Below are 20,514 nucleotides of genomic sequence, written 5' to 3'. Positions count from 1 at the left end.
GCGTAACGAAGTGTGTCAAACCTGACGGGCTTCGCGCCCCATCTCCGCCGAGCGCGCCTCGGCTGCCTTCATCGCTGCCGCGACCACCCCCGCCAGCGCCGATCCGGCATCCAGCACATCAAGACCGGCCTGCGTCGAGCCGCCCGGGCTCGCGACCCGGCGGGCCAATTCGCCCGGCGCATGATCCGAGGATCCTGCCAGCAGCGCCGAGCCTTCGACGGTCGCCAATGCCAATCGCGTCGCTTGCCCCGGCTCGATACCAAGCGCCACCGCACCTTGGGCCAGAGCATCGATGAACCGATAGACAAAGGCCGGCCCACAGCCTGCCAGTGCCGTGACAGCATCGAACAGTGCCTCGTCGGCCAGCCACTCGGGCGTGCCCAGCGGTTGCAGGAAATTCGCCACCGCATCGCGTCCCGCCTGGCCCAGGCCGCGCTGCGCCAGCGCCATGGGCGACTTGCCGATCGCGGCCGACAGATTGGGCATGATTCGCACGATCCCGCCGTTCGTGGGAAACGATGAGGCGAGAGTGGCCAGTTCGACCCCTGCCAGGATCGATAGCAGCAACGTGTGCGAACCGATCGCCCGCGCCACCTGCGGAGCGACATCACCCAATCCCTGGGGCTTCACGCCCAGCAGCACGGCGTCGAAGATCGCGTCCGGAACGTGTGGGACGACCCTGACCCCGGCGGGGGCATCCTTCAAGTTGGGATCGGCGACCGTGAAGCGTTCGGGGGACACGCCCCCCGCCAACCAACCCTGCAACATGGCGCCACCCATATTGCCGCAACCCACGATGAGAACGCGATCGAGCCTTGCCATGACCATTAGTGCCTTCAGGCTTCGCCGACCGCGTCGACCAACGCGGCCGCCAGGGCTTCCGCCGGGGTCTTGTCCCCCCACAGAATGAACTGGAACACCGGATAGAAGCGATCGCACTCCTCGACCGCCATTTCCACCACCGCCTGGGCCTGAGCAGGACCGAGCAAGCCATCTTCGCCCAGCATCAGGCCATGGCGATACAGCACCACGCCACCATTGGACCACATGTCGAAATGCCCCAGCCAAAGCTGTTCATTGATCAGGGCCAGAGCCTCATGCATCGGCGCGCGCTTGCCTTCGGGCACCCGGATCTCCGGGAGACACAGCAATTGCAGCACGCGATCCTCGGTCCGCCAGATGGCCTGGAACTGGTACGTCGCCCAGCTACCCTTGACCTCTGCGGATATCTCGTCCTCGCCCGCGTACTCGAAAGGCCAGTCGCGCGCCTCGAAGAGTGCGGCCAGCATCTCCACAGGGGCGGAATCGTCTTCCCGATCGATTTCGTCTTCAACGCTTCTCATATGTTCCGACATCACGCCTCCGTGTTGCGCCACGATTGCGTCGCTCGGGCAGGCGGCACAATCATCATGCCCCACACCGTTGCGTAAAACTCGACAAGTCTGTGAACAGAGTGTGGATAAGCCGGGATTAAGCAAGCTTTGCGCTATTTTACGGGAAGGGGATCCACGGCCTGTCCGGCCGGGCTGCTCCACACGAAAGCGCCGGCGACATCACCCTTCTTCAACTTCGCCGTAAGCTCACTCGCTTCCTTCTGATTTTCGAACGGGCCCAGCAGGATACGGTTGGTCCGCCCCATGTCGCTGATCGACGGCTCGCGACCCTTGAACAAGGTGGGGTTGGCTTTCACGAACTTGCGCCAGTCATAGCCGATCGCAGCCTTGTCGCGTCCGACACCGACCTGCACCCAGATACGACTGGGATGGCTTGGCGCGGCGTTCTTCGCATCAGCCTTCTTGGCGTCGGCCTTCTTGTCGCCCTTCTTCGTCCGGGCGAGCGTTGATGCTTCGTCGGTTGCCTCGGCGAGTTTGGCATTCTTTCCTCGCGTCGTCTTCTTCCTGTTCACCGCTCCCGTATCGACGTCGGCCAATCGGGCGGCATCCGCTTTCTTCACCGCCGTCTCCGTGGCCTCGTCCTTCGCGACCCTCGCGCGCACCGGCTCTAGCTTGACGACATCCAGCGTCACGACCGGCGTTATCGCGCGAACGTCCACCGCGCCCGCGATTGGCGCCGGTGCGCGACTGGGCGATCCCAGATCGGCGAAAGCCTGCTCGAGTGACAGGGCTGCTCCAGACGTCGCGGTGCCCGACACCTGGCTGGTCGCGACCGCGGCTGTTTGGTTCCCGCCACTTGCTACGCCGGACCGGCTGGCAGGCGCACTCTCCACCCGAGCCAGGTCGAAGGTCGTTGCCGTGCCTCTGGCCGGTTCGCGCGTCGCCTGAACCGGACTTGCCGCGGTTGCCGGCGCGGACGCTGGCGGCCTGGCCGCAAACGAGGGAAGTTCCAGCGTCCCGGCACGCACGGTTGCGGTGGCCGGGGCTGGCGAGGCAACCTGTCGAGACGGCGAAGCCGGCGCCGCCTCGGCAAGGCGTGCAGCAACGCGTGGGCGCTCAGGTTGATTCTGGGTCGGGCTGTTGGAGAAGATCACGTTGCGATCGACCGCCGAGGCCATCGACGGTGGCGTCGTCGGGGTACTGGCAGCAAGCGCGGGAAGTTCGCCATCGCGATCGATCGCCGGCATCGGCTCGGGCGGTGCCACCCGCGCCGCCTGAGCAGCCTCCGTTCGAGCCAGACGCGCCGCCTTGTCGCGGGCACGGCGCTCTTTCGCCGTCAACGGCGCCGTCGAAGCACTCGCACCGCCGGCACTGCGCCCCCCGCCACTGCCCAACGGCTTGCCCCGTGGGATCAGCAGGCTATCCGCCGACGCCATGCGGGTATTGTTCGCGGCGAAAGCGATGATCGTAGGATCGTCCTGGCCGATCTCCGACGCCCGTGGGAACTTGCCGAGGTTCACGGCGGCGGCTTGCTGGGCCCGCGTCAGACGCGGCATATAGCGCAAGTACGGGGTCACGCTCTGCGCCAGCGGTCCGGGCAGGATGGCGTTGACGGTATCGACCGCTTCCTTGGTCTTGCCCGCGATCGCCAGGGCAAAGGCGTGCGCGCGCCACGCGGGCTTGTCCTGCTTTCGTAGCAGCGGCATCAACATCGCATCCGATGCCGTAGCGTCACCGATGATTGCCAGGCTGATCCCGAGGCGGCGACGCACTTCGTCGTCATCCCTTCGCGCCAGCGCCGTTTGATAATAGCGCTGCGCGGTCACCGGATCGCCAACAAGATCATAGGCAAGGCCACGATCCGAAGTCACGTCGCCGGCCGCGCCAGCCGCGCCAGCCGCGTCGGCGCTCGCGAACAATGTGATGGCCTCGACCGGCTTTCCCTGCAGGACCAGCGCGCGCGCGAGGCCTGCCTTGATGCGCGGATTGTTGGGGGCGATGCTGTCGGCCCGCTTGTAGAAGCCGACAGAAGCCTCGGGATCACCCATGGCGTTGGCGGCGTCGCCGGCTTCCATCAGTGCCGAGAAATCACGAGGATCGCGCGCGATTCGGGCCAACGCCGCACTCAGCCGCCGGGACTCTCCGCTCGGCAGGCTCTGCACGACCGGCCGGGAAACCACGGGAGTGGCCTGGCCAAGCGCCACATGGGGGCACATCAGCCAAGAGGCCGAGGCTGCACTTGCGAGCCATGCTCCAAGGCGTCGCCTGAACTGCACGATGAACCCGTTACCTCCGCAATCGGTGCCGCGCGCTCGTCGCCGCACCCTGCACGTCATGTCTCTTTTCGAATGAACGGCTCAAGAACGATTAAACGCCCATGAGCCGCCCTCTTGCTCGTCACTGGTTGTTCTGGCGGCCCAGGAAGCGCGGTATGCTGATCGAGCCACCGTCATCGTCTTCACCGTCCTGAGGCGGAGTTGGCTTGGCGCCGCGCGACAGGTTCGACATGCGCTCGAACAGGGTGCTGCCGGTCGCTGCCGGTCTGGGCGCCGGCGCGGCAGGTGTCGCTGCCGGTTCGGGCGCGATCGGACGGCGCCGGGGCGGAGCCGCCGCGGCTTCGGCTTCAGCCTTCAATTCCAGTTCGTCCTGACGCGACGGGCGTGCGCCGGACGCATCCGGGCTGCTAAGATCGAGCGGCTGACGCGTCGGACGACTGGCGAAGCTCGGAGCCGGAGCCGGAGCCGGAGCCGGCTCATCGGCCAGTTCCTCCGCACCACCCAGCTCGAGTGCCGCGTCGTCGGCCTCCAGTTCCGCGTCCGCACCCAGATCGAACGGCTCGGGCGCTGGCTGCGGATTCGCTTGCGGCACGGCCGGGGCCGCACTGCGCTCGGACGACGAATAGGAAACCGTCGGAGCGGACGAAGGAGCCGCGTTCGGACGGACGGGACCACGCGAGGAATTGAAGCTCATCGGCCGCGAGGCGATCTCCGCCTGCTCCGCCGATTGCTCTATACCGGTGGCGACCACCGAAACGCGGATCTTGCCCTGCAGGTCCGGGTTGAACGCCGAGCCCCAGATGATGTTGGCATCGCTGTCGACCAGTTCGCGGATGTGGTTGGCCGCCTCGTCGACTTCGAGCAGCTTCATGTCGTCGCCGCCGATGATCGAGATGATGACACCCTTGGCGCCCTGCATCGACACGCCGTCGAGCAGCGGGTTGGCGATCGCACGTTCGGCTGCTTCAAGCGCACGGTTCGGACCCTCGCCCTCGCCCGTGCCCATCATCGCCTTGCCCATCTCGCCCATGACCGAGCGCACGTCGGCAAAGTCGAGGTTGATCAGGCCGGGCATCACCATCAGGTCGGTGATCGAGCGCACGCCCTGCTGCAGCACTTCGTCGGCAAGGCCGAACGCCTCCTTGAAGGTGGTGTCCGCCTTGGCGACCAGGAACAGGTTCTGATTGGGGATCACGATCAGCGTGTCGACGTGCTTCTGCAATTCGTCGATGCCGGTTTCCGCCGAGCGCATGCGGCGCGTGCCTTCGAACATGAACGGCTTGGTGACGACGCCGACGGTCAGCACGCCCTTGTCTCGCGCGGCCTTGGCGATGATCGGCGCGGCGCCGGTGCCGGTGCCACCGCCCATGCCCGCGGCGATGAACACCATGTGCACGCCTTCGAGCAGGCGGTCGATCTCACCGATCGTTTCCTCGGCGGCCGCACGACCCACCTCGGGACGCGATCCGGCGCCGAGGCCTTGCGTGATATCGGGGCCAAGCTGGATGCGGTTCTCCGCGATGGAGCTGTTCAGCGCCTGCGCGTCGGTATTGGCGACGATGAAGTCGACGCCTTCGATCTGCGCCTGGATCATGTTGGCGATGGCGTTGCCGCCCGCCCCGCCGACGCCGATCACGAGGATGCGCGGCCGCAGTTCTTCGATCGCCGGCGGTCCGATATTGATGCTCATTCTACTCTCCTGGCAGACACGCGCGGGAAGGAATTATTGACCAAGTCTGATGGCACATGTGCGCTCATCGCTGCAAAGGTTTAAGCGCCTTTGTCCACAACAGTCCGCCGTGCCCATGCAACAATTCGTGGCCGACAAGCCACCAGCCCTATTCAGAAATACTCGCGGAATGCCCGATAGATGCGACCGGCCGTGCCCATCCGCTGCGATCGTACCGTCGTCTGATGACGGTTGCTCAGCGTGCGGATATCGATCGGGTCCGCCGATGCGTACATGACAAGGCCGGCAAGCGTCGAAAAGCCGGGTTTGACATGCGCCTCGGCCAGGCCGTTGAGATGCGGTACCCGGCCGATCCGTACCGGCTTACCCAGCGCGGCCTGCGCGTAGTCCGCCAGACCCACCAGTTCCGAACCGCCACCGGTGAAGACCACCTGCTTGCCGCGCTGGCCATTGAACCGGATCGTCTTGAGCGCCTTGTTGATCTCTTCCATGAGCATGCCAAGCTGGCCGGTGATGACCGCGATCAGCTCGGCACGCGGGATGCGATTCTTGTCGTCGGCATGGCGCGCGATCGGACCGGTTTCCTCTTCGCCCGGTGCATTCACCGGGATCATCTCGCGATGGTCGGCAGGACTGGCGAGCGCGGAGCCGTTGACGCACTTCAACCGCTCGGCCTGGAAGCGGCGGATGCCGAAGGCGGAGGCGACCGCATCGGTGATGTCGGCCGACCCCATCGGGATCGGGATCAGCCCGGTCAGCATGCCTTGCGAATAGACCGCGACGTTGGTCACCTCCGCACCGAACTCGACCAAGGCGACGCCGAGATCGCGCTCCTCGGGCGAAAGACAGGCGAACCCGGCGGCGATTGGTGATCCGACCACCGCCTCTACTTCGAGATGCGCGGACTGCACCGCCTCGGTCAGGTTACGGATCGGCGCACCATCGGCGAGCATGATGTGGATGTCGACGCCCAGACGCTCGGCATGAAGACCGCGCGGATTGGCGACGCCGTGCGCGCCGTCGAGCCGGTATTGCGCCGGCTGTGCGTGCAGGACCATGCGCCCATCGGGCCGGATCACGTCGCGCGCGGAGCTGAGCAGCTGGTCGATATCCTCCTGCTCGATCCTGCGACCGCCGATTTCGGCATCGACTTCGGCGACCTGGCTGGCGAGTCCGGCGCCCGAACAGCCGATCCAGACCCGCTGCACCGATGTGTCGGCCATCTTTTCGGCCCGGTCGATGGCGTCGCGGATCGCGTAAGTCGCCGCGCTCATGTCGGTCACATAGCCGCGTCGCACGCCCTGGCTTGCACGGTGGCCGGAGCCAAGAACCACCACATCGCCTGTTTCCGAGATGCCCGCGACGATCGCGGAGATCCGGAACGAACCGATGTTGACCGCGCCGAACACGCGGCTGATCCGCGGCTGTGAAGATCGTGCGCCGGCCATCAGTTCTTCACTCCCTTGCGGACCGCGCTCGCGGCCAGAGCGGCCTGCTCGGCCTCCCGGCCCGGAACGCGCAGATAGATGCGATCACCGGCCCGCATGTCGAAGATGGTCACCTTGCCGCCGAGCAGACGGTTGGTGCCATCGAGGCGGGCGAACGATACCAGCGCGCTCGCCGCCTGTGGATCGCCTTCCGGCAGCGCCAGAACCTGGCCTGTGTTGAAGGTGATATTCCAGCGGCGATTGCCGATCCATTCGGCTTCCTGCACGCGGGGCTTCAGGCCCGGTGCGGCCTCGAGCAGATGCGACAGCGCGATGACCTGCTGGCCTGCGCCAAGGCCCGACACGATCAGCTTGCCTTGGGCACGGCCCCGCGCGACGGTCTCGAGCTCATGGCCGGTGTCGTCGATCAGCACGAAGCGATCGGCCTTTCGCAGCACCGCGTGGGGTTGCCGCTCGACGATGTCGATCACCAGCGTGTCGGGCAACTGGCGCGAAACCCTGGCGTCCTTCACCCATGACAGGTTGAGCAGTTCCTGACGCAGGCTTTCCAGATCGACCAGCGGCATCGCCCGGTCCTGCTGCGCCAACGCCCGTTCATAGACCTTGAGTTCGTTGAGGTTCTTCACCCCGCGCACGTCGACGTGCCGCACTTCGAAGCCCGCGTCGGAAGCGACTTGTGCCATTTGCAGGCCGGCGAAGCTTGGCAAACCCGCAGCCGATGCCACCACCCACGCTAGGATCGCCGCACCGCCCAGGATGATGATGAGGAACATGCGATGCAGCTGCGCTTCGCTGAACGGCAGCGCGGCAATCGCCATGTCGATGACCGAGCCGGTGCGCGCCTTGGCCTGGTTGACCTTCGCCTGCTTGCCCTGCGCCGCCGCGGTCTTGCGCACCGTCGTCGCCTTGCGGCGGATGGTCTGGCTCATGACGCCGGTTTCCCTGCCCGCGCATCGGCAAGCGCCTCGGCGATGATCGCTTCGACCAGTTCCGGATAGGCCATGCCACACGCCTTCGCCTGCTCGGGAACGAGGCTGAGCGGGGTCATTCCGGGCTGGGTGTTCACCTCGAGCAGGAACAGTCCCTCGACGCCACGCTCGTCATCCCAGCGAAAGTCGGAGCGGCTGGTCCCACGGCAGCCCAGCAACTGGTGCGCGCGCAAGGCGATGTCCTTGCACGCCGTCGCGATCTCGTCGGGGATTTCGGCGGGACAGATATGCTCGGCACCACCATCGGTGTATTTCGCATCGAAATCGTAAAAGCCGGTCTTGATCCTGAGTTCGGTGACCAGCAGCGCGCGCGTGCCGATGACGGCGGTGGTCAGCTCACGTCCGCGGATGAACGGCTCCGCCAGCAGCCGATCGAAATCCTGCCAGGGCCCCTTGGCGTCGCGCGCGATCGGATTGCCATAATTCGCCTGATCGGTGACGATGGCGACACCCACCGACGAGCCTTCGTTGACGGGTTTGAGCACATAGGGTCGTGGCAGCGGGTCGCGCTCGAAGACCTCCGCGCAATCGACGATCCGGCCGCCGGGCATCGGAATGCCGTGCGGTACCAGCGTCTGCTTGGTCAGTTCCTTGTCGATCGCGATCACCGACGTGGCCAGCCCCGAGTGGGTGTAGGTCAGCCCCATCAGGTCCATCAAACCCTGAACCGTGCCATCCTCACCCGGCGCGCCGTGCAACGCGTTGAACACGACATCGGGTTTCGCTTCGGCCAGTTTGAGCGCGACGTCGCGGCCCATGTCGACGCGGGTGACGCGATGGCCCTTGCCTTCCAACGCCACGGCCACGCCCTCGCCGCTCATCAGCGATACCGGGCGCTCCGACGACCAGCCGCCCATCAGGACCGCGACGTGAAGTGGGGGCAGACTCATGGACGACCTACTCGCTGGATTTCCCACTCGAGTTCGACGCCCGAGTTTGCCTTCACCCGGCGGCGCACTTCATCGCCGAGCGCTTCGATGTCGCTGCTGGAGGCCCCGCCGGTGTTGATGAGAAAGTTGGTGTGCTTTTCGCTGACCTGAGCGCCGCCAAGGGTCAGCCCACGGCAGCCGGCGCGATCGACCAGCTCCCACGCCTTGTAGCCGGCGGGGTTCTTGAAGGTCGAACCTCCCGTTTTCGATCGCAACGGCTGCGACGCCTCGCGGCTTGCCGAAATGCGGTCCATCTCCGCCTGAATCGCTGCCGGCTCACCGGGACGCCCGCAGAACCGCGCGGCAACCACGATCGCGCCGGCGGGAAGCTGCGAATGGCGGTAGGTATAGTGCAAGTCGGCATTGGCCAGCGTCATCAATTCGCCCGAACGCAGCACCACGTCACAGTCGATCAGGATATCCTTCACCTCACCGCCGTAGGCACCGCCGTTCATGCGGACGAAGCCCCCGACCGTTCCCGGGATCGAGCGCAGGAACTCGACGCCGGCGATAGCGCCATCGCGCGCGGTGGATGAGACCAGAATGCCCGAAGCGCCGCCACCGCAATCGAGTGTCACCGCATCCAGCTTGCGCACCGCCGCGAAAGCCTTGCCCAAACGCACCACGACGCCGGCAAGTCCGCCATCGCGCACGATCAGGTTCGACCCCAAACCCAACGGCATGACCGGTATCCGGGGATCGAGACCGCGCAGGAAGTCCTGCAGATCGGCCAGATCCCTGGGTTCGAACAACCACTCTGCGTTACCGCCGGACTTGAACCAGACCAGTGGCGCCAATGGTGCATCCGGTGTCAGCTTGCCCGCGACCTTGGGGAGCGTATCCGCCATCACGCCGCGACACGCTCACCGATCGCGTCGGCAAGACCCGCCGCCCATTTGGTGATGTCGCCTGCCCCCAGGCATACCACCATGTCGCCGCGGCGCGCGGTGCGGCTCAGCACATCCGCAAGCTCGTCAGGGCCGGCAACGACATGGGCATCGCGATGGCCTCTGGCCTTCAGGCCCGCGACCAGGGCCTCGGCGTCGACGCCCTCGATCGGCGCTTCCCCGGCGGCATAGACCGGGGTGACATAGACCGCGTCAGCATCGTTGAAGGCGGCCTGAAACTCGTCCATCAAGTCGCGCAGACGGCTGAAGCGGTGCGGCTGCACCACCGAGAGCACCCGCCCCTTCACCCCTTCGCGCGCAGCGGCGAGGACGGCGCGGATCTCGACCGGATGGTGGCCGTAATCGTCGATCACCGTGACGCCGCCCACTTCGCCCACCTTGGTGAAGCGACGCTTGACGCCTTCGAACTTGGCAAATCCGGAACGCACGATCTCGTCATCGCAGCCCATCTCGATCGCCACCGCCACCGCGGCGAGCGCGTTCTGCACGTTGTGGCGGCCCGGCATCGGCAGTTCGATGCCCTCGATCCGGCGCTGCTCGCCATCACGCTCGCGCACCACGACATCGAAGCGATTGCCGCCTGGAACCGGCGTCACCGCCTCGCCGCGCACGTCGGCCTGCGCCGAGAAACCATAAGTGATGACCCGGCGATCACGCACCTTGGCGATCAAAGCCTGCACTTCGGGATGGTCGATGCACACCACGGCTGCGCCATAGAACGGCACGTTCTCGATGAATTCGACGAACGCGGCCTTCACCTTATCAAAGCTGCCATAGTGCTCGAGATGCTCGGGATCGATGTTCGTCACCACCGCAATGGTGCCGTCGAGCCGCAGGAACGAACCGTCGCTTTCGTCCGCCTCGACCACCATCCAGTCGCTGGCGCCGAGTCGCGCGTTGGAGCCATACGAGTTGATGATGCCACCGTTGATCACGGTCGGATCGACGCCACCGGCTTCGAGCAGGCACGCGACCATCGAGGTCGTCGTGGTCTTGCCATGCGTGCCGGCGACCGCGACGGTGTTCTTGAGCCGCATCAGTTCGGCCAGCATCTCTGCCCGGCGCACGACCGGAATGCGATTGTCGAGGGCATAGACGACTTCGGGATTGTCGCGCTTCACCGCCGTCGAGGTGACGATCACCGAGCAATCGGTGACGTTCTCGGCCGCGTGACCGATCATGACCTTGATCCCGCGCTTGCGCAGGCCTTCGATCACGTAGCCTTCGGCGATGTCGGACCCTTGCACGGTATAGCCCAGATTGTGCATGACTTCGGCGATCCCGGACATGCCGATGCCGCCGATGCCGACGAAGTGAACCGTACCGATGTCGGTGGCGACGCCCTTCATTCCGCATTCTCCAACGCCAAAGCTTCCTTGGCACCTGCCTTGTGCCCGGCCTTGGCCGTTTTGCCCCCCACGCGGATGACGTCCATCATCGGCGCGCCACCGAATCCTTCCACCAGATCGGCCAAGTCCGTCGCGGCGTTGGGATAGCCGCAATTCCACGAGGCGTGCGCGGCGTTGGCCAGCGTCTCGGGATGCTGGGCCATCGCCTGGATCTGCTTTGCCAGTTCGACCGCGGTGAACTTGTCCTGCCGGATCGATCGCGCGCCGCCCGCCGTGACGATTTCACGCGTATTGGCGGCCTGATGATCGTCGGTCGCGATCGGTAGCGGGATCAGGATGGCGGGACGGCCCACGGCGGTCAATTCCGCGATGGTCGAAGCACCCGCGCGCCCGATGAACAGGTGCGCCCCGGCGAGACGGGCCGCCATGTTCTCGAAATACGTGGCGAGTTCAGCCGGAATGCCATGGGTGGCATACCGCTGGCGTACCGCCTCGATGTCCTCCGCCCGGCATTGCTGGATCACCTGCAAGCGCGCGCGCAGCGCCGTGGGCAGCATCGCCAGCCCATCCGGGACGACTTCGGACAACACCCGCGCGCCCTGGCTGCCGCCGGTAACGAGGATGCGCAGCAGGCTGTCGCCCGAAAAACCGGGAAAGGGCGCATCCCGCAATGCGAGAACCTCGTCTCGAACGGGATTGCCGACCAGCGTCACTCTGGGTTCCAGCTTGGCATCGAGCCGATCGACTTGCGCGAACGCGGTGGCGATCGCGTCGACACGCCCAGCGAAGAAGCGGTTGACCCGGCCCAGCACCGCATTCTGTTCATGCAGGATCGTCGGGATCTTCGCCGAACGTGCCGCCAGCATCGTCGGCAGCGCGGGATAGCCGCCAAAGCCGACCACGGCGGTGGGGGCAAAGCTTCCGAACAGACGCAGCGCCATGCGACGGCCTTCGAGCACACCCCGGGCACCCTTGAGCCAGCCCAGCGGATTGAGGCCCGCGATCCGCCCCGGCGGCAGGACATGAGCGGGCAGCGTATCGGGCTTGCCGGGGATCTGGGCGCCACGCTCGTCGGTGATCAAGGCGACGTGATGGCCACGCCGTTCCAGCTCGATCGCAAGGGCGAACGCGGGGATCAGGTGCCCTCCGGTCCCTCCTGCAGCCAGCACGTAGTGGCGGCTTACGGCAGTCATGACAACTCTCCGACATCGCTGAGCGAGAAGCGCTCGCGGTCGATAAAGGGGTTTCTGCGGGTTATGGCCAGAAGCATTCCGACGCAGATGCTCATCGCCACGGTGGAAGAACCGCCGTAGGAGACCAGCGGCAGCGTCATGCCCTTCGACGGGAACAGTTGCAAATTCACCAGGATGTTGATGAACGCCTGCCCGCCAAATTGCGCGGCAAGACCCGTGGCGGCCAGAACCGTGAACAAGTCGTCTTCACGTACCTGTCGCAAGATCGCACGCACGAGGATGGCGCTGTACAGCAGGATCACGACGGCACAGACCCACAGCCCGAACTCCTCGCCGATGACCGAAAAGATGTAGTCCGTGTGCGCTTCGGGCAACGCCATCTTGCGCGTCCCCATCCAGAAGCCCCTGCCCAGCCAACCGCCGTTGAGAAGGGTCCGTTCTGCCAGATCGACCTGGTCGTAGGCACTGCCGCCGCCAAGGAACGCGTCGATGCGATTGCGACCGTTTTCATAGAAAAAGTATGCGAGCGTAACGATGACTAGGCCGCCGCCGACCGCCGCGGCGATCCTGCGCACGTCCAGCCCGGACAGCAGGATCAACACGAACCAGGTGGCCGAGAACAGCATCGTCGATCCGAAATCGGGCTGGGCCATCAGCAGGATACCGATGAAACCCATCAAGCCGATGGTCACCCGCATCACGGGAAGCCGATGATCGCGTATCCGCCAGGACAGGATCCACGCGAGCAGGATCGGAAATCCGCATTTCAGGAATTCGGACGGCTGGATCGAGATGCCCAGGTTGATCCAGCGCCGCGCCCCGTTGACCTCGCCGCCGACGAAGGGGACCAGCACCAATGCGAAGATCATAGTCCCGGCGATCAGGATTCCGAGCCGCCGCGCCATGTCCTTGGTGAGCGTGGACGTGGCGAACATCGCGATCAGCCCCAGCGCCTGCCATCGCAGATGAAGACTGAAGAAATGCAGGTCCGTCAGGGTCTTGGCCGATGTCGACAAGCGACGCGCACTGGCTGGCGACGCCGCCGCGACCGATATGGTGCCGATCGCCATCAGGATCAGCACCAGGCCGAGCGTGACCCGATCGATCTCCTGCCACCAAATCGCGAACGTGCTGCGACGACTGCGGTTGTAGCGCACCATGGCATTGCCGGTGGCGATCTGACTGATTCCGGAAGGACCGGCGACGGTGCTTGCCATCAGCCATGGTCCCCTTCGCTACCCGATTCCGGCGCGGTGAGCGCGGCGACGATCTGCCGGAACGCATCCCCCCGGGCTTCGTAATCGCGAAACTGGTCGAAGCTGGCGCAGGCGGGCGATAGCATCACCACGTCGCCCGGCACGGCATGCGCGATCGCCTCACGGATGGCCTCGGCCATCATCTCGCTGCGATAGACCTGCATGTGCGGGGCAAGCAGTTCGGCGAACAAGGGCCCGGCATCACCGATGATGTAAGCAGCCGCCACATTGGCGTAGAACGGTACGCAATCGTTCAGCTCGTCCCCCTTGGGCAGGCCGCCGACGATCCAGTGGATACGCGGCTTGGCATCCGGCGCCTCGCTAAGGGGTGGGAACGCAGCCAGCGCCGGTGCGGTCGACGCCGGGTTGGTGGCCTTGCTGTCGTTGATGAACAGAACGCCATCCGCCTCGGCCACGCGTTCCATGCGGTGCGGCAGGCCTTGGAACAGCGGCATCGCCGCTTCCCACTGCGCGCGCTCGATCCCGAGCGCCTCGACGATCGCGACCGCTGCGGCGGCATTCTGCAGGTTGTGCGGCCCTTGCAGCGATGGCCAGTCCTTCTGCAACTCGGCCAATCCGCGCCCATCGGCGAAGCGCACACGATCCTGCGCATGGGTCGCCATCTGCATGCCGGCGATGGTGGTGGTTTCCTCGTCGCCGATGCCGAACACGGCGTAGTGATCGGCATCCTGCATCGAAAACAGTCGCGCCTTGGCGCTGACATAGCCGCCGAAGCCCTCGTAGCGATCGAGGTGATCGGGAGTGATGTTCAGCAGGGCCGCAACATCGCAATCCAGCGTCTGCGTCAGGTCGATCTGATAGCTCGACAGTTCCAGCACATAGACGCCGCCGGGCGCCAGCGGCTCCTGGCTCAGGATCGGCAAGCCGATGTTGCCGCCCATCAGGCTGGGAACGCCCGCGCTTTCCAGCAAATAGTGCACAAGCGCGGTGGTTGTCGACTTACCGTTGGTTCCGGTGATGCCGACGACCTTGTGCGGCGGCAGGTCCGCTCGCGCCTGTGCGAACAGTTCGATGTCGCCGACCAGCGGCACGCCTGCATTCGCGGCGATCTCGACGATCGGGTGGCGGTTGAGCGGAATGCCGGGCGATACGACGATCCCGTCGTAGCCCGACAGATCGGCGTTGAGCGGATCGGCCAGTTCGACCCGGTCCGTCAGCGCCGCGCGGGGTTCCTCCCGCGCATCCCAGGCCATCACATACGCACCGCTTGCCAGCAAGGTCTCGACCGTGGCCATGCCTGATCGCGCGAGGCCCAGGACGGCGTAGCGCTTTCCACGGAAGGCAGACGAAGTCAGCACGGCCGCGCGTTATCGCAGCTTCAGCGTCGAAAGGCCCAGCAGCGCGAGCACGATCGAGATGATCCAGAAGCGAATGACGACGGTCGACTCGGCCCAGCCGAGTTGCTCGAAGTGGTGATGGATCGGTGCCATGCGGAAGACCCGGCGGCCGGTCCGCTTGAAGAAGAACACCTGGATGATGACCGACAGGGCTTCGAGCACGAACAAGCCGCCGACGATGCCCAGAACGATCTCGTGATGCGCGGCAACGGCGATGGCGCCCAGCGCCCCGCCCAGGGCCAGACTGCCCGTGTCTCCCATGAAGACGGCCGCGGGCGGCGCGTTGAACCACAGGAACGCCAGTCCCGCCCCCATGATCGCGGTACACAGGATCGCCAGATCGCCCGCGCGCGGGACATGCGGAATGCCGAGGTACGTCGCGTAATCGACGCGGCCGGCCAGATAGACGATGATGGCGAAGGTTCCTGCGGCGATGATCACCGGCATCGTCGCCAGTCCGTCTAGGCCATCCGTAAGGTTGACCGCGTTACCCGCGCCTACGATCACCACCGAGGCGAAGATGTAGTAGAACGGTCCGAGCGGGATGTAGCGCCCGGTCAGGAAGGGCACATAGAGATTGGTGTTCAGCTGCTGCACGATGATGAACGCGGCGATGCCGGCAACCACGAACTCGAGCAACAGTCGCAACCTGCTCGACAGCCCGGCATGGTGGCGCTTGGTCACCTTGTCGTAGTCATCCAGGAAACCGATCGCGCCGAAACCGACGGTCACCGCCAGACATGCCCAGACGAACGGATTGGTCAGGTCCATCCACATCAGCATCGAGATCACGACCGAGATCAGGATCATCAGCCCGCCCATGGTCGGCGTACCGCGCTTGGCGAGATGAGTCTGGGGGCCGTCCTCGCGGATCGGCTGCCCCTTGCCCTGGCGGATGCGTAGCATGTTGATGAAGCGCGGACCGATCAGGAGGCCCACGATCAGGGCCGTCATCAGCGCGGCGCCGGCACGGAATGTCTGGTAGCGAAAGAGGTTTGATACCCCCTCGAAGTGAAACCAGTCTGCGATGATGTACAGCATCTCTCAGGCTTGCGCCTATCCTTCGCGTTTGCTGAGAGCGGACACCAAAGACGCGAGCCCGACCGAGTTCGATCCCTTCACGAGGATGGCATCGTCACGTTCAAGCCCGAAGGCGCGCAGGGTGTCCGTTGCTTCCCCCACATCAGCGCAATGCGCGAAGGCTGTCGGTTTGCCAAGCGCGTTGGGCACCGGTTTCCCCAATTCGTCCACCAGAGGCTGCATCTCGGGACCGACGAGGACCGCGTAATCGACGCCCGCCTCACGCAAGGGAGCAGCCAGCGCGGCGTGAAAGTCAGGGCCATGACTGCCCAGTTCCTTCATCGCACCCAGCACCGCGATACGCCGCTTTGCCGGTGTGCGGCCGAGCTGCGCCAGGGTGGCACGCATCGATGCGGGATTGGCGTTGTAACTTTCGTCGATCAGCAGCGCCTGCCCGGGGGGCACATCGTCGTCGATGTCGATCTCGATGCGTGCGCCACGCCCGGCAAGCCCCTCCATCTCGGCCAGCGCGACACCGGCAGCGCCAAGGTCACCCCCGACGGCACGAACGGTCGCCATGACGGCGAGCGAGTTGATCACCCAATGCTCGCCCGGCGCGGCCACGGTGTAGCACACCCGGCGGTCGCCCATGTCGGCGGTGACGAGCGAGCCGCCACCGATGGCGGACACGGCGTCGAGCAGGCGGACATTGGCATGCGCAGACTTGCCAAACGAGATCACCGCAACGCCAAGTGCTTCGGCCGCCGCGCGCAGCCGCTCGAAATGGGGGCTGTCGGCGGGGATAACGGCGACGCCGCCGGCTTCCAGACCCTCAAAGATTTCCGCCTTGGCATCCGCGATCGCCTCTTCAGAGCCGAGCATCTCGATATGCGCCGGTGCGATCGTGGTGATGACCGCAACGTCCGGTCGCACCTGGCGGGTCAGCGCGGCGATCTCGCCGGCGTGGTTCATGCCCATCTCGAACACGCCGAACCGGGCGCGGCTTGCCATGCGCGCCAGGCTGAGCGGCACGCCGACGTGGTTGTTATAGCTCTTCACCGAACGGTGCGCATCACCGTGCGAAGCGCGGTCGAGCGCCGCGAAGATGGATTCCTTTACACCTGTCTTGCCGACCGAACCGGTGACACCGACGATGCGACCACGACTGCGCGCCCGTGCGGCGGCGCCCAGACGCACGAGGGCCTCGGTCGTGTCCTTCACCAGGATATGCGGGCCGGCAACCGGTCGATCCACCACGACAGCGGCAGCGCCTTTGGCAAAGGCCATGTCGACAAACCGATGACCGTCCATGCTCTCCCCCTTCAAGGCGAAGAACACGTCGCCGGGCTGCACGTCGCGACTGTCGATCTCCACGCCCGAGGCCAGGAAGTCGGCACTCGCCGTGCCGCGCACCGCACGCGCGAGGCTGCATGAGTCCCACAGGGCGAGCGGGTTCTCGTCAGCGGCGTCGAGGGGCCAATCGAGGATACGGGCAATGGCATTCATCTTATCTGTCTCCCAAAGGGATAGAACTCGCGCCGGACAATTCCCTGGCGACGGTTACGTCATCGAACGGCAGCACGCGCGCTTGCGCGCCGCTGCCCACCACTTGCCCCTGTTCGTGCCCCTTGCCGGCGACGAGGACGATGTCCCCGCCACCGGCCTCGACGATCGCCGCCTCGATGGCGTCACGACGATCTCCGATTTCCTTTGTCCCATCGACGCACCCGGCGAGCACCATGGCTCGGATCGCGGCGGAATCTTCGCCGCGCGGGTTGTCGTCGGTCACAATCACCAAGTCCGCATGGCGGCAGGCCACTTCGCCCATTTGTGGTCGCTTGCCCTGGTCGCGGTCACCGCCCGCGCCGAACACGACGATGACGCGCCCCTTCGCATGGGGGCGCAGGGCCGCAATGGCGGCTTCGAGCGCATCCGGCGTGTGCGCATAGTCGACATAGATCGGCGTGCCCTTGGCCGAAACGGCGGCGCGCTCCAGGCGACCGCGCACGGTCTGGAGGCGCTTCATCGCATCGAACGTCTGCGCCGGAGCACCGCCCGTCGCCAGCACCAGGCCCGCCGCGACGAGCGCGTTGGCCGCCTGATACGCCCCGATGAGCGGCAGTTCGATCTTCACCGACATGCCGAGATATTCGACCAGCAACGTCTGGCCCAGAGCCGTCGGCGTGCGTGAGCGCAGGCGCAAGTCGGACCCGTTCGTGCCTACGGTGAACAGTTTGACGGCGCGTTTGCGGGCATGCGCGATGGCCTCCTCGGACCAGTCGTCATCCGCCCAGACCACGGCCGTTCCGTCCGCTGCGACGACTTCATCGAACAACCGCATCTTGGCGGCGAAGTAGTCCTCCATCGTCGCGTGGTAATCGAGATGGTCCCGGCTCAGATTGGTGAATGCAGCCGCCGCCACCCGCGGCCCCTCGCTGCGGAACTGCGACAGGCCATGGCTCGAGGCTTCGAACGCGAGATGCGTGATGCCTTCGCGCGCAAGGCCGCTGAGGTTCGCCAGAAACGTGACGATATCCGGACTGGTCAGTCCCGTCGCAACGCTCTCGTCGCTGGTGGTGACGCCAAGGGTGCCGATCGAGGCGGCACGCTGACCGCTCATGCGCCACAGCTGCCGCGTGAGCTCCACGGTCGAGGTCTTGCCGTTGGTGCCGGTGACGGCCACCAGGGTTTCCGGAACCGGGGTGAAGAACGCAGCCGCCAGGCATGCGAACGCGCGGCGTGGCTCTGCATCGACAAAGTGAACAGCACCGTCGACTTGCGCTTCTGGCTGCGCAACGATCGCGATCGCGCCCGCTTCGATTGCTGCCGGAATGAAGCCTTGACCATCGACGCGCGCGCCTCTGAACGCACCAAACACGGTCCCGGGCGCGACCTTGCGATGATCGATCGCAAAGCCCGTGACGTGGGCGTCTTCACCTGCGGGCATCGCAAGCCCGGCCGCGCCGGCGAGGGTCGACAGCTTCACTCGCTGGCCCCTGCGGGAACGAGGGGCTTGAGGTCCGAGATGTCGATATCGCGCGTTTCGTCAGGCATGATCCCCAGCAGCGGACCGATGCGCGGCACCACCCGGCTGATCACGGGGGCGGCATTCCAGGCGGCGGTGCGCTGGAACGATGTCGCGGCCGTGCCCTGAGGCTCGTCGATCATCGCGATTACGACATAGCGGGGGTGATCCATCGGGAAGGCGGAGGCGAACGTCGCGATCAGCGAGTGATGCTGATAGCCGCCGGCACCCGGCTTTTCGGCCGATCCGGTCTTGCCACCGACGCGGAAGCCCGGCGCATCGGCCTTGCGGCCGGTGCCATAGGATACGATCATGCGCAGCAACTGGCGCATACGGGCGCTGGTCGCTGCGGTGAACACGCGCTCGCCCCGAGGAATCTGGCCCGGCGCGAGTTTGTTCAGCGTGGCCGGACGCCAGATCCCGCCGTTGACGAGCGCGGCGTAGGCGGAGGCGAGGTGCAGCGGGGTCACCGCGATGCCGTGCCCGTAGGATACGGTCATCGTGCGCAGTCGCGGCCACACACCCGACGGCCAGATCGGGAAGCCGCGCGCGGGCAGTTCGATCTGGGGCCGCGCGTTCATGTGCAGCGATTCCATCGTCTTCTTCAGCCTGACGCCGCCCAGTTCATCCGCGATCTGCGCCGTGACGACGTTTGACGAATGGATGAGCGTTTCCGGGACGTTGAGCGAGGCGCCCATGCCGTGGCTGTCGTGAATCGTGAAACCGGCGACGTGGAGCGGTGCCGCCGGCCAGCGGCGACCGAGGTTGGTGATGGTGCCCGCGTCGAGCGCCGCGGCGACCGTGATCGGCTTGAAGGTGGAGCCCAGCTCGTAAACCTGGTTGGTTACGCGGTTGAAGATATTGGGGGTGTTGGCCTTGTCGATTTTGTTCGGATCGAACGTCGGCAGCGAAGCGAGGGCAAGCACTTCGCCCGTTTCGACATCGAGCACGACGCCAGCGGCACCCTTCGCGTTGGAAAGCGCGATGCCACGACCCAGCTCATCCTCGAGCGCACCCTGCACACGCACATCGATGGACAGCGCCATCGGCGTCGCGCGGCCCTCGGTCGACTTGAGGCGGGCGTCGAAAGCCTCCTCCATGCCGACCTTGCCGTTGCCGTACGAGTCGACGAAGCCGAGGATATGCGCTGCGGTCGACCCCTGGGGATAGAACCTGGCGGTCTCCTGCGGAAATTCCAGCGCAGGCTCGCCGATCGAATGAACGCGATTCGCTTCTTCGGGCAGGATCGACTTGCGCAGGTAACCAGGTTGCCCAGACGCCAGCATGGCGGTGGTCTTGCGCACGTCCAGATCGGGGAAGATCGCCTGCAGCTTGGCCGCGATGTCGGCAGGCTTGCCCACCAGCGGCGGCCCGTCGGTCATCGCCTTGGGGTTGAACCACAGCGAATAGACATGGAAATCGCGCGCCAGGGGCGTTCCGTTGCGATCGACGATCACGCCGCGTGACGGCATCAGCAGGTTGGCGATGTTGCCGCTCTGCCCCGTCCCGCCGGTCAGACCGAGAAACACGAGCCTCACGATCGCGCAAATGCCCAGCAGCGCGAAGCCGACCAGGACCCACAAGGCGCGCCACTTGGCGACGACCAGGGCCTTTTGCCGCACGTTGACGACCCGATGACGGCCGGTCGAGAGCGGCACCACCGGGGCGACCGGTTCCGGGTTCGAGAATGCCAGGCGCGGCGCCGTCGGCGCGCGAGCCGGTATGGCACGGCTGGATGG

At 65.7% G+C, this 20,514-nt stretch carries 16 protein-coding genes; all 16 read right to left on the bottom strand.

From position 1 onward, the window contains the following. Positions 1–15 precede the first annotated feature (15 nt). The 16 genes from proC to ACXJ1Z_RS11535 all read right to left on the bottom strand — a co-directional run bounded on the left by proC (position 16) and on the right by ACXJ1Z_RS11535 (position 20,433). The gene (proC, locus tag ACXJ1Z_RS11610; protein ID WP_463776818.1) at positions 16–822 is read right to left on the bottom strand and encodes a pyrroline-5-carboxylate reductase; all 807 of its coding nucleotides are present in this window, start codon (positions 820–822) and stop codon (positions 16–18) included. Positions 823–836: 14 nt separating this feature from the next. Next, entirely contained in the window at positions 837–1,343 is a 507-nt protein-coding gene (locus ACXJ1Z_RS11605; RefSeq protein WP_463776817.1) for a type III secretion system chaperone family protein, read from the bottom strand. Between the two features lie 143 nt (positions 1,344–1,486). Continuing rightward, complete coding sequence (locus ACXJ1Z_RS11600) at positions 1,487–3,538, bottom strand: SPOR domain-containing protein (protein ID WP_463776815.1); 2,052 nt, start codon at positions 3,536–3,538, stop codon at positions 1,487–1,489. 193 nt (positions 3,539–3,731) lie between these two features. Beyond that, positions 3,732–5,300, bottom strand: coding sequence for a cell division protein FtsZ (gene ftsZ / locus ACXJ1Z_RS11595; protein WP_463776814.1), 1,569 nt, complete (start codon positions 5,298–5,300; stop codon positions 3,732–3,734). Positions 5,301–5,452: 152 nt separating this feature from the next. Further along, a complete protein-coding gene (ftsA, locus tag ACXJ1Z_RS11590) occupies positions 5,453–6,748 on the bottom strand; it encodes a cell division protein FtsA (RefSeq protein WP_463776813.1) in 1,296 nt (431 codons plus the stop codon). Further along, complete coding sequence (locus ACXJ1Z_RS11585) at positions 6,748–7,677, bottom strand: cell division protein FtsQ/DivIB (RefSeq protein WP_463776812.1); 930 nt, start codon at positions 7,675–7,677, stop codon at positions 6,748–6,750. Before ACXJ1Z_RS11585 ends, ftsA begins: the two co-directional genes overlap by 1 nt. Next, complete coding sequence (locus ACXJ1Z_RS11580) at positions 7,674–8,627, bottom strand: D-alanine--D-alanine ligase (RefSeq protein WP_463776811.1); 954 nt, start codon at positions 8,625–8,627, stop codon at positions 7,674–7,676. Before ACXJ1Z_RS11580 ends, ACXJ1Z_RS11585 begins: the two co-directional genes overlap by 4 nt. Beyond that, positions 8,624–9,514, bottom strand: coding sequence for a UDP-N-acetylmuramate dehydrogenase (murB, locus tag ACXJ1Z_RS11575; protein ID WP_463776809.1), 891 nt, complete (start codon positions 9,512–9,514; stop codon positions 8,624–8,626). The genes ACXJ1Z_RS11580 and murB overlap by 4 nt, the downstream gene beginning before the upstream one ends. Further along, complete coding sequence (murC, locus tag ACXJ1Z_RS11570; RefSeq protein ID WP_463776808.1) at positions 9,514–10,923, bottom strand: UDP-N-acetylmuramate--L-alanine ligase; 1,410 nt, start codon at positions 10,921–10,923, stop codon at positions 9,514–9,516. The genes murB and murC overlap by 1 nt, the downstream gene beginning before the upstream one ends. Continuing rightward, positions 10,920–12,116 (bottom strand): undecaprenyldiphospho-muramoylpentapeptide beta-N-acetylglucosaminyltransferase, encoded by a 1,197-nt coding sequence (gene murG, locus ACXJ1Z_RS11565; protein ID WP_463776807.1) that lies wholly within the window; start codon positions 12,114–12,116, stop codon positions 10,920–10,922. The genes murC and murG overlap by 4 nt, the downstream gene beginning before the upstream one ends. Beyond that, a complete protein-coding gene (locus ACXJ1Z_RS11560) occupies positions 12,113–13,276 on the bottom strand; it encodes an FtsW/RodA/SpoVE family cell cycle protein (protein ID WP_463781234.1) in 1,164 nt (387 codons plus the stop codon). The genes murG and ACXJ1Z_RS11560 overlap by 4 nt, the downstream gene beginning before the upstream one ends. 56 nt (positions 13,277–13,332) lie before the next feature. Further along, the gene (gene murD / locus ACXJ1Z_RS11555) at positions 13,333–14,691 is read right to left on the bottom strand and encodes a UDP-N-acetylmuramoyl-L-alanine--D-glutamate ligase (RefSeq protein ID WP_463776805.1); all 1,359 of its coding nucleotides are present in this window, start codon (positions 14,689–14,691) and stop codon (positions 13,333–13,335) included. Between the two features lie 9 nt (positions 14,692–14,700). Next, positions 14,701–15,771 (bottom strand): phospho-N-acetylmuramoyl-pentapeptide-transferase, encoded by a 1,071-nt coding sequence (gene mraY / locus ACXJ1Z_RS11550; RefSeq protein WP_463776804.1) that lies wholly within the window; start codon positions 15,769–15,771, stop codon positions 14,701–14,703. A 15-nt stretch (positions 15,772–15,786) separates the two neighbouring features. Further along, entirely contained in the window at positions 15,787–17,256 is a 1,470-nt protein-coding gene (locus ACXJ1Z_RS11545) for a UDP-N-acetylmuramoyl-tripeptide--D-alanyl-D-alanine ligase (protein WP_463776803.1), read from the bottom strand. Position 17,257: 1 nt separating this feature from the next. Next, positions 17,258–18,736 (bottom strand): UDP-N-acetylmuramoyl-L-alanyl-D-glutamate--2,6-diaminopimelate ligase, encoded by a 1,479-nt coding sequence (locus tag ACXJ1Z_RS11540; RefSeq protein ID WP_463776801.1) that lies wholly within the window; start codon positions 18,734–18,736, stop codon positions 17,258–17,260. Next, a complete protein-coding gene (locus ACXJ1Z_RS11535; protein ID WP_463781233.1) occupies positions 18,733–20,433 on the bottom strand; it encodes a peptidoglycan D,D-transpeptidase FtsI family protein in 1,701 nt (566 codons plus the stop codon). The genes ACXJ1Z_RS11540 and ACXJ1Z_RS11535 overlap by 4 nt, the downstream gene beginning before the upstream one ends. Positions 20,434–20,514 lie beyond the last annotated feature (81 nt).

It is taken from the genome of Novosphingobium sp. TK46 (genome assembly GCF_055361525.1).
The sequence above is the reverse complement of the archived record's forward strand: the minus strand, read 5'-3'. Positions and strand labels throughout refer to the sequence as shown.

What these genes read in the sequence shown, in the direction of transcription:
- ACXJ1Z_RS11605 (WP_463776817.1), bottom strand. Translation starts at nt 1,343, where the DNA reads ATGAGAAGCGTTGAAGACGAAATCGATCGGGAAGACGATTCCGCCCCT.
- ACXJ1Z_RS11545 (WP_463776803.1), bottom strand. Translation starts at nt 17,256, where the DNA reads ATGAATGCCATTGCCCGTATCCTCGATTGGCCCCTCGACGCCGCTGAC.
- proC (WP_463776818.1), bottom strand. Translation starts at nt 822, where the DNA reads ATGGCAAGGCTCGATCGCGTTCTCATCGTGGGTTGCGGCAATATGGGT.
- ftsA (WP_463776813.1), bottom strand. Translation starts at nt 6,748, where the DNA reads ATGGCCGGCGCACGATCTTCACAGCCGCGGATCAGCCGCGTGTTCGGC.
- murB (WP_463776809.1), bottom strand. Translation starts at nt 9,514, where the DNA reads ATGGCGGATACGCTCCCCAAGGTCGCGGGCAAGCTGACACCGGATGCA.
- ACXJ1Z_RS11580 (WP_463776811.1), bottom strand. Translation starts at nt 8,627, where the DNA reads ATGAGTCTGCCCCCACTTCACGTCGCGGTCCTGATGGGCGGCTGGTCG.
- ACXJ1Z_RS11585 (WP_463776812.1), bottom strand. Translation starts at nt 7,677, where the DNA reads ATGAGCCAGACCATCCGCCGCAAGGCGACGACGGTGCGCAAGACCGCG.
- mraY (WP_463776804.1), bottom strand. Translation starts at nt 15,771, where the DNA reads ATGCTGTACATCATCGCAGACTGGTTTCACTTCGAGGGGGTATCAAAC.
- murC (WP_463776808.1), bottom strand. Translation starts at nt 10,923, where the DNA reads ATGAAGGGCGTCGCCACCGACATCGGTACGGTTCACTTCGTCGGCATC.
- murG (WP_463776807.1), bottom strand. Translation starts at nt 12,116, where the DNA reads ATGACTGCCGTAAGCCGCCACTACGTGCTGGCTGCAGGAGGGACCGGA.
- ACXJ1Z_RS11560 (WP_463781234.1), bottom strand. Translation starts at nt 13,276, where the DNA reads ATGGTGCGCTACAACCGCAGTCGTCGCAGCACGTTCGCGATTTGGTGG.
- ftsZ (WP_463776814.1), bottom strand. Translation starts at nt 5,300, where the DNA reads ATGAGCATCAATATCGGACCGCCGGCGATCGAAGAACTGCGGCCGCGC.